Below are 13,696 nucleotides of genomic sequence, written 5' to 3'. Positions count from 1 at the left end.
GGAGGTGCCGTAGGGCTGCTGACTCACCGCTCACGGGTCATGATCCGAGCAGGGGCTGGGGGCCTCAGTTGACCTGGCGGTCGCGGTCTCCCCAGAACTCCTGGCGGAGCTTGAACTTCTGCAGCTTGCCGGTGGCGGTGCGGGTGAGCTCGTCGCGGAAGTCGATGCGCTTGGGACACTTGTAGCCGGCGAGGTTCTCCCGGCAGTGCGCGATGAGCTCCTCCTGCGTCGCCTCCGTGCCGTCGTCCAGCACGACGAGTGCGGTGACCATCTCGCCCCACTTCTCGTCCGGGATGCCGATGACGGCCACCTCGCGGACCGCGGCGTGCGACATCAGCGCGTCCTCCACCTCGATGGAGGAGACGTTCTCGCCGCCGGTGATGATGACGTCCTTCTTGCGGTCGGCGATCGTGACGTAGCCGTCCTCGTAGCGTCCACCGTCACCGGTGTGGAACCAGTTGTCCGCCTGGGCCTCGGCGGTGGCCTCGGGGTTCTCCCAGTAGGCCTCGAGGTTGTGGTTGGACTGCGCCAGCACCTCGCCGGAGTCGTCGACCTTTACACGGACACCCACGGCGGGCGCGCCCGCACGGCCGAGCAGACGCGCCTGCTCGGTGGGATCGAGGTCGTCCCACTCGGCCCGCATCCGGCTCATCGTCAGCAGCGGGGCAGTCTCGGTGAGGCCGTAGATCTGGATGAACTCCCAGCCCAGGTCGGCCCGCACCTGCTCGATCGTGCTCGTCGGCGGTGGTGCCCCGGCCACGATGATGCGCACGCGGTCGCGTCCCGGGATCGCCCCGTCCCACGTGCGCGCGGCCTCCAGGCACGCCTGCACGACGGCCGGCGCGGCGCACAGGTACGTGACGCCGTGCTGCTCGATGCGCCGCAGGATCTCGGCGCCGTCGATCTTGCGGATGACGACGTGCTCGACCCCCATGCCCGTGGCCGCGAAGGGCATCCCCCAGCCGTTCGCGTGGAACATCGGGAGGGTGTGCAGGTAGACGTCGCGGTCGTTCACGCTGGTCTGCCAGCCGAACACCGTCGCGTTGGTCCACAAGTTGCGGTGCGTCATCTGCACGCCCTTGGGCCGGGCCGTCGTGCCGGAGGTGTAGTTGATCGTGGCCGTCGCACCCTCCTTCTCGACGGCGTCCGCCTCCCACGGCTCCGGGTCGTGCTGACCGGCCGGCCAGAGGGTCTCGTCGTCCTCGCCGAGGACGAAGGTGCGCCGGCACTCGACCTCGTCGACGAGGTGACGCAGCTCGGGGTCGACGAGGAGCACCTCGGCGCCCGAGTGCTCCACGATGTAGCGGATCTCCGGCACCGACAGCCGGAAGTTCACCGGGACGAGCACCCGACCCCAGGAGGAGACGCCGAAGAACGACGTCAGCAGCCGGGCGCTGTTGTGCGAGACGACGGCGACGCGCCCGCCGCGGGGCACGCCCATGGCGTCGAGCGCGGCGGCCTGGGCCCGGGCCCGGCGGTGCATCTCGGCGTAGGTGATCTCGCCCCACGACGTCGCGGGCTGGTCCGGCTCGTCCACGACGGCGACACGGTCGGGGTAGACGGCGACGGCCCGGTCGAGGAAGTCGGCAACGGTGAGTGGGTAGAACACGGGCCCTCCGGTGTGTCGTCTGTCACGGCGTGGGATCTATCGTGCCTCGTGCCGCCGGGCTGGCGCATCCCGGCCCGTCGCTCGGACCGAAAGTGTGGGGGTCACCGGGTACTGTTGCAGCGATCAATCTTCCACAAAGGAACATCGTGAGCGACGTCACTCTGCAGGACCAGAACCCCACCCCCGGCCGGCCGCCGGCGCCGGCCGCCCGGCTGTCCCGCGAGCACGCGCTGGTGATCGGCGTGCTGCTGGTCTCGAGCTTCGTCGTCATCCTCAACGAGACGGTCATGAGCGTCGCGATCCCCGTGCTGCAGGACGAGCTGGGCGTCCCGCCGAGCACCGGCCAGTGGCTCACGACGGCGTTCCTCCTGACCATGGGCGTCGTCATCCCGCTCACCGGATTCCTCATCCAGCGCATCCCGACGCGGCTGCTCTACGTCATGGCGATGTCGCTGTTCACGGCCGGCACCGTGCTGGCCTTCATGGCCCCCGGGTTCGGGACCCTGCTCGTGGCCCGCGTCGTCCAGGCCTCCGGCACGGCCATCATGCTGCCGCTGCTGATGACCACGATCATGACCGTCGTCCCCGCGTCGCGTCGTGGAGTGATGATGGGCAACGTCAGCATCGTCATCGCCGTGGCCCCCGCCCTCGGGCCCACGTTGTCCGGCTTCATCCTCGATCAGTTCGGCTGGCGCTGGATCTTCGGTCTCGTGGCGCCCATCGCGCTCATCGCGCTCCTTGTCGGGGCCCGGCACGTCGTCTCCGTCGCGGCCGCCACCGACGCCCGCATCGACCTGCTCTCGGTACCCCTCGCGCTGCTCGGCTTCGGCGGACTCGTCTATGCCCTGGTGAGCGTGGGCGAGTCCGCCCAGGCGGGCGCCGAGGCGCACGTCCCCCTCTGGCTCCCGGTGATCGTGGGCGGCGTCGCGATGGTCTCCTTCGTGCTGCGGCAGGTCGCCCTGCAGAAGCGTGACCGTGCCCTGCTGGACCTGCGGGTCTTCGGCTCGGGTCAGTTCACCCTCGCGATGGTCTCGCTCGTGCTGGGCATGATGACGCTGTTCGGCACGTTCATCTTGATCCCGTACTTCGCCCAGCAGGTCCTGGACTACAGCCCGCTCAAGACCGGCCTGCTCTCGCTGCCCGGTGGTCTGCTCATGGGCCTGGCCGGCCCGGTCGTCGGGCGGATCTACGACGCCAAGGGCGCTCGCGTCCTGGTCCTGCCCGGCACGCTGCTGGTCAGCGCGGGCATCTGGTCGCTCACCCTCATCGACGCCGACACGACGATGACCCAGCTCGTGCTCGCCAACATGGCGATCTTCCTGGGCCTGGCGGCGACCTTCACCCCGCTCATGACGTCGGGCCTGGGATCGGTGCCCGAGCGGCTGTACTCGCACGGCAGCGCCGTCGTGGGCACCTTCCAGCAGGTTGCCGGCGCCGCCGGCACCGCCCTGCTGGTCACCGTCATGACGGTGGTGGCCGCGCGAACCGTCGACGGCGGTGCGACCGAGGCCCAGGGCGTCGCCGAGGGCGTGCGGACGGCCTTCACGATCGCCGGTGTGCTCTCGCTGCTGCTGATCGCCACGGCCGTGTGGGTGCGCAAGCCCGCCGAGGTGACCGAGACGCCCTGAGGCCCCGCGTGGGTCAGGCGTCGTACGGGTAGAAGCCGTGCCCGCTCTTCTTGCCCATGAGGCCGGCGTCGACCATGCGGTCCAGGATTGGCGGCGGGGAGTACAGCGGCTCCTTGAACTCCTGGTAGAGCGACTGGCCGATGGCGCGGATGGTGTCCAGGCCGATGAGGTCGCTCAGGGCGAGCGGTCCCATGGGGTGACCGCAGCCGAGCACCATGCCCTGGTCTATGTCGGCTGCGGAGGCGTAGCCGGCCTCGTACATCCGGATGGCCGAGAGCAGGTAGGGCACGAGCAGGCTGTTGACCACGAAGCCGGCGCGGTCGGTGGCCTCGATCGGCTCCTTGCCCAGGGTCTGCGCGGCGAACCCGCGCATGCGGTCCAGCGTCTGCGGGCTGGTGGTCAATGAGGGGATCAGCTCCACGAGCTTCATCACGGGCGCGGGGTTGAAGAAGTGCACCCCCATGACGCGGTCGGCCCGACCCGAGGCCGCGCCGAGCTTGACGATCGGGATCGACGACGTGTTGGAGGTCAGGATCGCGTCGTCCTTCTGCAGGATCGCCCCGACGCGTCGGAAAAGGTCGAGCTTGGTCTGCTCGACCTCGCTGGCCGCCTCCACGACGAGGTCGCAGTCGGCCAGCAGCTCCAGGTCGGCGGTGAAGGTCGTGCGCTCGAGGGCGACGTCGACGTCGGCCGTCGTGATCTTGCCGCGCTTCTCGGCGCGCCGCAGCGAGCCCTCCACGCGCGCGGCGGCCGCCTGCGCGGCCTCCTCGCTCACCTCGACCGTGACGACGTCGAGGCCTGCGCGGGCCCCCACCTCGGCGATGCCTGATCCCATCAGTCCGCCGCCGATGACCCCGAGCCGTTCGATCGCGTCCATGCCGCCTCCTTCATTGGTAGGACGTCATACTAATCGGGAGCACCCAGCGAACGTGAGGCGCCCTCAGCTGTGCAGGTGGTTGGCGTGGGTCAGCCCCGACCCGACGCTGTGTGTCGCCGCTGGTCCCGCCCTCGTCCGTGGTGGGATGGCCCCATGCGTGTCCCGGCCCTGCTGCTCGCCCTCGGCCTGCTGCTCGCCGGTTGCGGCGGTTCCGATGCCGGCGATGCTGCCGTGCAGGCGCGCGAGTCGGCAGCCGCGGAGCAGGACGGCAAGAGCGTGAGCGACGAGGCGGTCGCCGTCCCCGAGGCACTGAAGCGATTCCGGTGCGAGGCGGATCCGGACGGCGCCTGGTTCGCCGTGGGCGACGTCGCCAACGCCTCGGAGCAGGTGACCAGCTATCGCGTCACCGTGCAGGTGGGCCAGAGCGGCGAGGACGTCGCGGCCGCCGTCGTGGAGCTCGACGACGTCGCGGCCGGCAAGGAGGCGACCTTCACCTTCGACGAGCTGCCCGCCGCCGGCTCCGAGGGCCCGTGCCGCGTGCAGGTGCTCGCCGTCCCGCCTGCGTGACCCTCAGGCGTCAGGAGCGCGAGATGCGGACCATCTCGTCGCGGGCGACGACCTTGACGCGCTCGCGCTCGTGATCGTGCGCCTCGCCGAGGGAGAGCTCGTGGGCGTCGAGCTTCTCCCAGCCGTCCCATGTCGTGTACTGCACTCCGCGGCTGTCCAGGTGGGCGTCGAAGGCCTCGGGCTCGGCGCTGTCGGGCGCCTGCAGGTTCGGGACGTCGGAGAGCAGGAGCTCGACGGTCTGGGCGGCATCGGACTTGGTGTGTCCGATGAGGCCGACCGGTCCGCGCTTGATCCACCCGGTGACGTAGGCGCCCGGCAGGGGGGAGCCGTCGATCTCGATGACGCGGCCGCCGTCGTTGGGCACGGTGCCGGTGGCGAGGTCGAACGGAAGGCCGGCGAGGTTGTCGGAGTAGTAGCCGATCGCCCGGTAGACGGCCTGGACCGGCCAGTCGATGTGCTCGCCGGTGCCGCGGACGTTGCCGGTGCCGTCGAGCTCGGTGACCTCGGTCCGCAGGCCCACGACCCTGCCGTCCTCGCCGAGCACCTCGACGGGGCTCTGGCAGAAGTGGATGTGGATGCGGTGCGGGGCGCCCGTGGGCTCCTTGGCGAGGTAGTTCTGCAGCACGTCGACGACGAGCTTCTGGCTCTTGGCCGCCCGCAGCGCCTCCAGGGAGCCCTCGTCGAGCTCGAACCCCTCGGGGTGGACGATGACGTCGATCGTCGGGGAGTGGGACAGCTCGCGCAGCTCCATCGGCGTGAACTTCACCTGGGCCGGCCCACGGCGTGCGAACACGTGGACGTCCTTGGTGACGTTCTTCTTCAGGCCCTCGTAGACGTTGTCGGGGATCTCGGTGACGAGCAGCTCCTCGGCGGTCTTGGCCAGGATGCGCGAGACGTCCAGTCCGACGTTGCCGACACCGAGGACGGCGACGGACTCCGCGTGCGGCTGAAAGTCCCAGTCCCGGTCGACGTCGGGGTGACCGTCGTACCAGTTGACGAAGTCGGCGGCGCCGTGGCTGCCGTCCAGGTCGATGCCTGGGATGTCGAGGTCGCGGTCACGGCGCGCGCCGGTGGCGAACACGACGGCGTCGTAGAACTGACGCAGCTCGTCGAGCTTGAGGTCGTCACCGAACGCGATGTTGCCGAAGAAGCGGATGTCGTCGTTGGCCATGACGCGCTTGAGGGCCTTGACGATCTCCTTGATGCGTGGGTGGTCCGGCGCGACGCCGTAGCGGATCAGCCCGAACGGCGTCGGGTCGCGCTCGATGAGGTCGACCGTCACGCCCGAGACGCCCTCGGGCAGCTCGGACTTGGTGAGGATGTCCGCGGCGTAGACGCCGGCGGGTCCGGCGCCCACGACGGCGACACGCAGGTTCCTGCTCATGGAAGGTTGCTCCTGAAGGACAGCGGGCACGCGGGCGTCATCCAGCATGCATGAGGCCATCCTAATTTCTGGGACCAAGGGTCGGGAAGGCGTCCACGATGCGATATCGCCCACGTCCGTCCGGTGACGAGAGACTTTTCCTCACGCGAGGAGAGACTTTCCCTGTCCGACGAGAGAACTTCCCGGCACCGAGGAGAGACTTCGCCGCCCCAGTGAGTCACGAGAGCTCTCGTGGAACAGGGAGAAGTCTCTCGTCAGGCTGGCGAACCCTCTCGTCAGCGTGGAAAGGTCTCTCGTCAGGGTGGTTGGCGGGCCGATCCGTGGTGACGGCCTAGGCTCGAAGGGTGAGCACTGCTGTCGTCGTCGGGTCCGGCCCCAACGGGCTGGCCGCTGCCATCGTGCTGGCGCAGGCGGGGCTCGACGTCACGGTGGTCGAGGCCGCCGAGACCATCGGCGGGGGGACGCGTTCCGCCGAGCTCACCGTGCCCGGCCTGGTGCACGACGTCTGCTCGGCCGTGCACCCGATGGGGGTGGCCTCGCCCTTCTTCGACTCGCTCGACCTCGGCGCCCATGGCCTGCAGTGGGCCTGGCCCGAGATCGACGTCGCCCATCCCCTCGACCACGGTCGGGCCGGCGTCCTGGTGCGCGACCTCGATCGCACCGTCCGTGGCCTGGGGGCCGACGGCGACGCCTGGCGTCGCCTCTTCGCGCCGCTGGTGGCACGAGCCGACGCAATCATCCCCGAGGTGCTGGGGCCGGTGCCGCACGTGCCCCGGCACCCGTTCGCGCTCGCCCGGTTCGGGGTGCCGGCCCTGCTCCCGGCCAGCCTCCTCGCCAGGTGCTGGAAGGGCGAGGAGGCCCGTGCCCTCTTCGCCGGTCTCGCCGCCCACGCCGTCCGTCCGCTGGACGCCCCGGCCACGGGCGGCATCGGACTGGCCTTCGGTGTGACGGCCCACGCGTACGGCTGGCCGGTGGCCGTCGGAGGCTCGGCGTCCATCGCCGATGCGCTGCACTCCGTCCTGCGCGAGGCCGGTGGCAGGGTCGAGACGGGCACCCGCGTCACCGACCTGCCCGACGCTGACGTCGTCATGCTCGACACTGCACCGGACCAGGCCGTGACCATGCTGGGTGACCGGCTGCCCTCGCGGACGCGGCGGGCCTTCGAGCGGTGGAAGCACGGCCCGGCCGTCTTCAAGCTCGACCTCGCCGTCGAGGGCGGCATCCCGTGGCAGGACGAGTCCGCCCGGCGCGCGGGCACGGTGCACGTCGGGGGTCGCTTCGAGGAGGTGCACGCGGCCGAGTCCGCGGTCTCGGCCGGCAGCATGCCCGCCAGGCCCTTCGTGCTCGTGGCGCAGCAGTACCTCGCCGACCCGGGACGCTCCGTGGGCGACGTCCACCCCGTGTGGACCTACGCCCACGTCCCGAACGGGTTCACCGGGGACGCCACCGAGGCGATCCTCGCGCAGCTCGAGCGGTTCGCACCCGGCACCCGCGGGCGCGTCGTCGCCTCCGCCGTGCGCACCCCGGCCGACCTGTACGCCGACAACGCCAACTACGTCGGCGGCGACATCTCCGGTGGTGCCCTCACGCTGGGTCAGCTGGTCTTCCGCCCCCAGCTGGCGCCCGATCCGTACCGGCTCACCCCGCGCCGGGGGAGCGGGCCGAGCGTCCACCTGTGCTCGTCGTCAGCGCCCCCGGGGGGTGGTGTGCACGGGATGGCGGGCTTCCACGCCGCCACTCGGGCCCTGCGTGGCCTGTGACCCCTGCGTGACCTGTGACTCCGCGGACGATGGAACCGACGCTCCTTGCCCTGCGTTGGAGTGGTTGACCGTGCAACGATGAGTGTGCGCCACTGACCAGACCACCTCCGAGGAGAACCTCGTGTCCCTGCCCCGCCTGGCCAAGCCCTTCCTGACCGCCGTCGCCGCGACGGCCGTCCTGACCACCGCCGCGTGCGGTGGGGACGCCGCCGAGGACGACTCCTCCGGCGCCGGTTCGACGGAGTCGACCGAGTCCACCGAGGACTCCGAGGACTCCGGTGGTGAGGGCAGCGGCGATTACGAGGACGGCACCTACGAGGCGAGCGGCAGCTACTCCAACCCGAGCGGGACGTCGGAGGTCTCCGTCGAGCTGACCCTCGAGGGCAATGCCGTCACCGACATCACCGTCACCCCCGAGGCCTCCGGCACGTCCGGGCAGTTCCAGGGCCAGTTCGCCGGGGGCATCGCCGACGAGGTCGTGGGCAAGGACCTCGACGAGCTGGACGTCAGCAAGGTCGCCGGGTCGTCGCTGACCTCCGGCGGCTTCAACTCCGCCCTCGACGACATCAAGGCCGATGCCTCGGCCTGACGCCGCCCTCGCCGGCGCGACCTGGGCCCTGGAGGCCATCGGGACGCGCTGGGAGATCACTGTCGACCGACCGTTGGCCGACGTCACCCGCGCTGCGGTGCTGCGGTGCATCGAGGACGTCGACCGGACGTGGTCGCGGTTCCGGGCGGACTCCGTCGTGAGCCGCGCCGCCCGTGACGGGGGATCCTGGATCCTGAGTGAGGCCGACGGCCGCCTGCTGGAGCTGTACGACGCGCTGCACGCGCTCACCGGCGGCGCCGTGACGCCGCTCGTCGCTCGCGCCCTGAGCGACCTCGGCTACGACGCCGACTACTCCCTGAGGCCCTCCGCCGACCCATCGGCGGCCCCGCTCTGGGACCTCGTGCGGTGGGAGTCGCCCGTGCTGACCCTGCGCGAGCCGGTGCTGCTGGACGTCGGCGCTGCCGGCAAGGGCATGCTCGTCGACCTCGTCTCCGCCGTGCTCGCGGACGCCGGCCACCGTTACCTCACGGTCGATGCCAGCGGAGACCTGGTGCACCGGGGGGAGTGGCCGCTGCGCGTCGCCCTGGAGGATCCGCGGGACGCGCGGAAGGCTGTGGGCATCGTCGAGGTTCCGCCCGGACGTGCCCTGTGCGCCTCGGCCGTCAACCGCAGGGTGTGGGGCGAGGGCCTGCACCACGTCCTCGACGGACGGACCGGCGAGCCGACCGACGACGTCGTCGCGACGTGGGTCCTCGCAGAGGAGGCGATGCTCGCCGACGGCCTGGCCACCGCGCTGTTCTTCGCCTCGCCGGAGGCCGTGACCGAGCGGTGGGACGTGCAGTGGGCGCTCATGCACCGCGACGGGCGGTTCCGTTGGTCCCGCGACCTGCCGGCCGAGGTGTTCCGATGAGGCCGGGCGTCGCCTCCCGTCGTGCGACGATGGGACGCACATGAGGACCCTCGTGACCCGTGTCGACGCCATGCTGGGCCGCGTCACGATGTACCGGCTCGTGACCATCCTGCTGCTGGCCCTCACCGCAGTCATGGTGGCGCAGACCGCTGCCGGCGTCTTCGTGGAGCCGTTCACCGTGCCCGGGCAGCTGGCGACCCTCGCCGTGCTGCTCGTCGCCTCGGTCGTCAGCAACGCCGTGCTGGGCCGGCTGGTGCGGGTGCGCACGCACACGGAGTCCGCCGTCATCACGGCCCTGCTGCTGTTCATGCTGTTCTGGCCGACCGCCGAGATGGTCGACCTCGCCTGGCTCGCAGGTGTCGCGGTGCTGGCCAACGCGTCCAAGTACGTCATCGCCTGGCGCGGCCGGCACCTGCTCAACCCGACGGCGGCGGGCGCGTTCCTGGCCGTCGTGCTGCAGTCGCTCGTCGGTCGCGAGGCGCCGATCAACGCCACGTGGTGGATCGCGTCGGAGCAGATGCTGCCGTTCGTCGGCGTGGGGGCACTGCTGGTGCTGTGGCGGACGCGTCGGCTGGACGTCGGCGTGCTGTTCATCGTCGTGGCCGCTGCTCTCGTGGTGTGGGGTCTGGCGGCAGGGCAGCCCGTGGGTGACGCGCTGCGGACCACGGCCACCGCCTACCCCATCCTCTTCCTCGCCGGGTTCATGCTCAGCGAGCCGCTCACGTTGCCGCCGCGTCGGTGGCAGCAGCTGACCGTGGCCGGGGTGACCGGAGTGGTCTTCGCCCTGCCGGTGGCGCTGCCGCGGCTGGGCGTCGTCCTCCCCGACCTCGGCGTCCTCACCATCACGCCGGAGCTAGCGCTGCTGATCGGCAACCTGCTCGCGTTCGCGCTCGCGCCCCGCACGGGCATCGGCCTGGAGGTGGTGGGGGTCCGCCCGATCGGTGGCGACGTGCAGGAGGTGACGTTCGCTCCGCGCCGTCGGGTCGCGTTCCGGGCCGGTCAGTACCTCGAGCTGCACGTCCCGCACCGCAGCGACCTGCGCGGGACCCGTCGGGTCTTCAGCATCTCCTCCCCTCCGTCGGCCTCCGACCTCACGGTCGCGCTGCGGGTGCCCGAGCCGGGCTCGAGCCTCAAGCGCGAGCTCGTGGGTCTGGGGCCGGGCGCCCGGATCCGTGCCACCGGCGTGCACGGCGACTTCCTGTGGCCGCGAGGGGACTCGCCGCTCCTGCTCGTGGCAGGCGGCATCGGAGTCACCCCCTTCCTCAGCCAGCTGCGCGAGCACGGGTCCGATGGCGGTGGGGGCCGCGACGTCCTGCTCGTCTACGGCGTGGCCGATGGTGATGACGTGCCGTATCGCGACGAGCTGGTGGCGTCGGGCGTGCGGGTCGTCCTGGTGTCCCCGGAGCCGCCGGGATCCCTGCCCGCCGAGTGGGAGCACGTGCCGGCCACCGTGCTGAGCAGTGACGTCGTGGTCGGGGCTGCGCCGGACGCGGGGCAGCGCACGGCCCTCGTCTCAGGCCCGCCGGTGATGGTCGACGCCGTGCGCACCGCCCTGCGCCCCCACTGCCGCCGCGTCCGGACGGACCACTTCACCGGCTACTGACGCTCGCGAGTCACTCCCACGCGGCCGCGAGTCACTCCGCCCCGCTCGCGAGTCACTTCCTCGCGAGCGTCCTGAGAAAAGTGACTCGCAGGGCCGTGGGAGTGACTCGCGAGGCCGTGGGAGTGACTCGCGGAGGAACGGACAGGGTTGAGTGGAATGGACTCAACTCTTGTGGTGTTGTGATCAGTGACGTTCTCGTACGACCCCAGGAGGATCCATGGACCTTTCCGCGTTCACGACGCGCTCGCAGCAGTCGCTGGCCGCCGCCGTCAGCCAGGCCGCCGCGGCGGGCCACCCGTCCGTCGAGCCCGCCCACCTGCTCGCTGCCCTCCTGACCCAGGACGGCGGCACCGCTGCACCACTGCTGCAGGCGGCCGGAGTGGACCCCGCCACCGTGCTCGGGGAGCTCAAGGCCACGCTCGACGCACTGCCGTCCGCGGCCGGGCAGACGGTCGCCAACCCGGCGCTGTCGCGCGCCGGCCACGAGGTGCTGCAGCGCTCCCGTGACCTCGCCGGCGAGCTCGGTGACGACTTCGTCTCCACCGAGCACCTCGTCGTCGGCATCGCCACCGTCGACTCCCCCGCCCGGCAGCTCCTGACGTCGCGGGGCGCCACGCCCGACGCGCTGCAGGCCGCGTTCGCCGCAGTCCGTGGTGGTGCGCGGGTCACCAGCGCCGACGCCGAGGACAGCTACCAGTCGCTGGAGAAGTACGGCGTCGACCTCACCGCCGTCGCCCGCGACGGCCGACTTGACCCGGTCATCGGCCGCGACGCCGAGATCCGCCGCGTCGTGCAGGTGCTGAGCCGCCGCACCAAGAACAACCCCGTCCTCATCGGTGAGCCAGGCGTCGGCAAGACCGCCGTCGTCGAGGGGCTCGCCCAGCGCATCGTCGCCGGCGACGTCCCGGAGTCCCTGCGCGGACGGCGCCTCATCAGCCTCGACCTCGCCGCGATGGTCGCCGGCGCCAAGTACCGCGGTGAGTTCGAGGAGCGGCTCAAGGCCGTCCTGGAGGAGATCAAGCAGTCCGACGGGCAGGTGATCACCTTCATCGACGAGCTGCACACCGTGGTCGGCGCGGGTGCGGGCGGCGACTCCGCGATGGACGCCGGCAACATGCTCAAGCCGATGCTCGCCCGCGGTGAGCTGAGGATGATCGGCGCCACGACGCTCGATGAGTACCGCGAGCGGATCGAGAAGGATCCTGCCCTGGAGCGCCGCTTCCAGCAGGTGCTCGTGGGTGAGCCTTCGGCCGAGGACACCATCGCGATCCTGCGCGGCCTCAAGGAGCGGTACGAGGCGCACCACAAGGTCGCCATCGCCGACTCCGCGCTCGTCGCCGCCGCGACGCTCTCCGAACGCTACATCCCCGGCCGCCAGCTGCCGGACAAGGCCATCGACCTCGTCGACGAGGCCAGCAGCCGGCTGCGGATGGAGATCGACTCCAGCCCCGTGGAGGTCGACGAGCTGCGCCGCAGCGTCGACCGTCTGCGGATGGAGGAGCTGCACCTGGCCAAGGAGAGCGACGCCGCCTCCGTCGAGCGGCTGTCCGCCCTGCGCGTGGAGCTCGCCGACCAGCAGGAGACCCTCCGTGCGCTGGAGCAGCGCTGGGAGACCGAGAAGCAGAGCCTCAACGCCGTGGGTGAGATCAAGGAGCGCATCGACGAGGTCCGCGTCGCTGCCGAGCGCGCCCAGCGCGAGGGCGACTACGACACCGCCAGCAAGCTCTTCTACGGCGAGATCCCGGCCATGGAGCGCCAGCTCGCCGAGGCGCAGGAGGCCGAGGCCGCGGCGCCGATCGAGGACCGCATGGTCCACGACGAGGTGACGGCCGACGAGATTGCCGAGGTCGTCGCGGCCTGGACCGGCATCCCCACGGGCCGCCTGCTCGAGGGCGAGACCGGCAAGCTGCTGCGGATGGAGGAGGAGATCGGGCGGCGACTCATCGGTCAGCGGACCGCCGTGGCCGCCGTCTCCGACGCGGTGCGCCGCGCCCGCGCGGGCATCTCTGACCCCGACCGCCCCACGGGCTCCTTCCTGTTCCTCGGCCCCACCGGCGTCGGCAAGACCGAGCTCGCCAAGGCGCTCGCTGAGTTCCTCTTCGACGACGAGCGCGCGATGATCCGCATCGACATGAGCGAGTACGGCGAGAAGCACTCCGTGTCGCGGCTCCTCGGAGCGCCTCCGGGCTACGTCGGGTACGACGAGGGCGGCCAGCTCACCGAGGCGGTCCGTCGCCGGCCCTACTCCGTGGTGCTGCTCGACGAGGTCGAGAAGGCCCATCCGGAGGTCTTCGACGTCCTGCTGCAGGTGCTCGACGACGGCAGGTTGACCGACGGGCAGGGACGGACGGTGGACTTCCGCAACGTCATCCTCGTGCTCACCTCCAACCTGGGCTCGTCGATCCTGGCCGACTCTGCCCTGGAGGACGAGGCCAAGCGGGCCGCGGTGATGGACGTCGTGAAGGCCTCGTTCAAGCCGGAGTTCCTGAACCGGCTGGACGAGGTGGTCACCTTCGACCCGCTCGGCACCGACGAGCTCACCCACATCGTAGATCTGCAGGTCGCGGCGCTCGGGCGTCGGCTCGCCGTGCGTCGGATCGCGCTGGAGGTCAGCGACGCGGCCAAGGAGTGGCTCGCGCTCACCGGCTGGGACCCGGCCTACGGCGCCCGGCCGCTGCGCCGCCTGGTGCAGCAGGCCATCGGCGACCAGCTCGCCCGGGCGCTGCTCTCGGGGGAGGTCCGTGACGGCGACGTCGTGCACGTGGACCGCTCGCCCGACGCCGACGCTCTCACCGTGACGAGCTGACC

At 71.2% G+C, this 13,696-nt stretch carries 10 protein-coding genes; 7 read left to right on the top strand and 3 right to left on the bottom strand.

What is annotated here, in order from left to right:
- Positions 1-64 precede the first annotated feature (64 nt).
- On the bottom strand, positions 65-1,609 hold the full coding sequence (locus ACHAAC_RS07955; RefSeq protein WP_435715589.1) for an AMP-binding protein: 1,545 nt from the start codon (positions 1,607-1,609) through the stop codon (positions 65-67).
- Positions 1,610-1,755: 146 nt separating this feature from the next.
- Between ACHAAC_RS07955 and ACHAAC_RS07950 the strand changes: the two genes are divergently transcribed.
- On the top strand, positions 1,756-3,237 hold the full coding sequence (locus ACHAAC_RS07950) for a DHA2 family efflux MFS transporter permease subunit (protein WP_435715588.1): 1,482 nt from the start codon (positions 1,756-1,758) through the stop codon (positions 3,235-3,237).
- Positions 3,238-3,250: 13 nt separating this feature from the next.
- Here ACHAAC_RS07950 and ACHAAC_RS07945 read toward each other — a convergent pair whose 3' ends face one another.
- Positions 3,251-4,105, bottom strand: a complete 855-nt coding sequence (locus tag ACHAAC_RS07945) for a 3-hydroxybutyryl-CoA dehydrogenase (protein WP_435715967.1) — start codon at positions 4,103-4,105, stop codon at positions 3,251-3,253.
- Positions 4,106-4,267: 162 nt separating this feature from the next.
- On the opposite strand from ACHAAC_RS07945, the gene ACHAAC_RS07940 reads away from it, so the two are divergent.
- Positions 4,268-4,681 (top strand): hypothetical protein, encoded by a 414-nt coding sequence (locus tag ACHAAC_RS07940; protein WP_435715587.1) that lies wholly within the window; start codon positions 4,268-4,270, stop codon positions 4,679-4,681.
- A 10-nt stretch (positions 4,682-4,691) separates the two neighbouring features.
- Here ACHAAC_RS07940 and ACHAAC_RS07935 read toward each other — a convergent pair whose 3' ends face one another.
- On the bottom strand, positions 4,692-6,065 hold the full coding sequence (locus ACHAAC_RS07935; protein ID WP_435715586.1) for an FAD-dependent oxidoreductase: 1,374 nt from the start codon (positions 6,063-6,065) through the stop codon (positions 4,692-4,694).
- A 344-nt stretch (positions 6,066-6,409) separates the two neighbouring features.
- On the opposite strand from ACHAAC_RS07935, the gene ACHAAC_RS07930 reads away from it, so the two are divergent.
- The 5 genes from ACHAAC_RS07930 (at position 6,410) to clpB (ending at position 13,694) form a co-directional block, all read left to right on the top strand.
- Entirely contained in the window at positions 6,410-7,825 is a 1,416-nt protein-coding gene (locus ACHAAC_RS07930; protein ID WP_435715585.1) for a phytoene desaturase family protein, read from the top strand.
- A gap of 121 nt (positions 7,826-7,946) precedes the next feature.
- Positions 7,947-8,414: an FMN-binding protein gene (locus ACHAAC_RS07925; RefSeq protein ID WP_435715584.1), complete on the top strand. Its 468-nt coding sequence runs from the start codon at positions 7,947-7,949 to the stop codon at positions 8,412-8,414.
- Entirely contained in the window at positions 8,401-9,285 is an 885-nt protein-coding gene (locus tag ACHAAC_RS07920) for an FAD:protein FMN transferase (RefSeq protein WP_435715583.1), read from the top strand. The genes ACHAAC_RS07925 and ACHAAC_RS07920 overlap by 14 nt, the downstream gene beginning before the upstream one ends.
- 40 nt (positions 9,286-9,325) lie before the next feature.
- On the top strand, positions 9,326-10,888 hold the full coding sequence (locus ACHAAC_RS07915) for an FAD-dependent oxidoreductase (protein WP_435715582.1): 1,563 nt from the start codon (positions 9,326-9,328) through the stop codon (positions 10,886-10,888).
- A 217-nt stretch (positions 10,889-11,105) separates the two neighbouring features.
- On the top strand, positions 11,106-13,694 hold the full coding sequence (gene clpB, locus ACHAAC_RS07910; protein ID WP_435715581.1) for an ATP-dependent chaperone ClpB: 2,589 nt from the start codon (positions 11,106-11,108) through the stop codon (positions 13,692-13,694).
- The last annotated feature ends 2 nt before the right edge of the window (positions 13,695-13,696 follow it).

This window comes from Aeromicrobium sp. CF4.19, from assembly GCF_051262555.1.
GTDB lineage: Bacteria > Actinomycetota > Actinomycetes > Propionibacteriales > Nocardioidaceae > Aeromicrobium.
The sequence above is the reverse complement of the archived record's forward strand: the minus strand, read 5'-3'. Positions and strand labels throughout refer to the sequence as shown.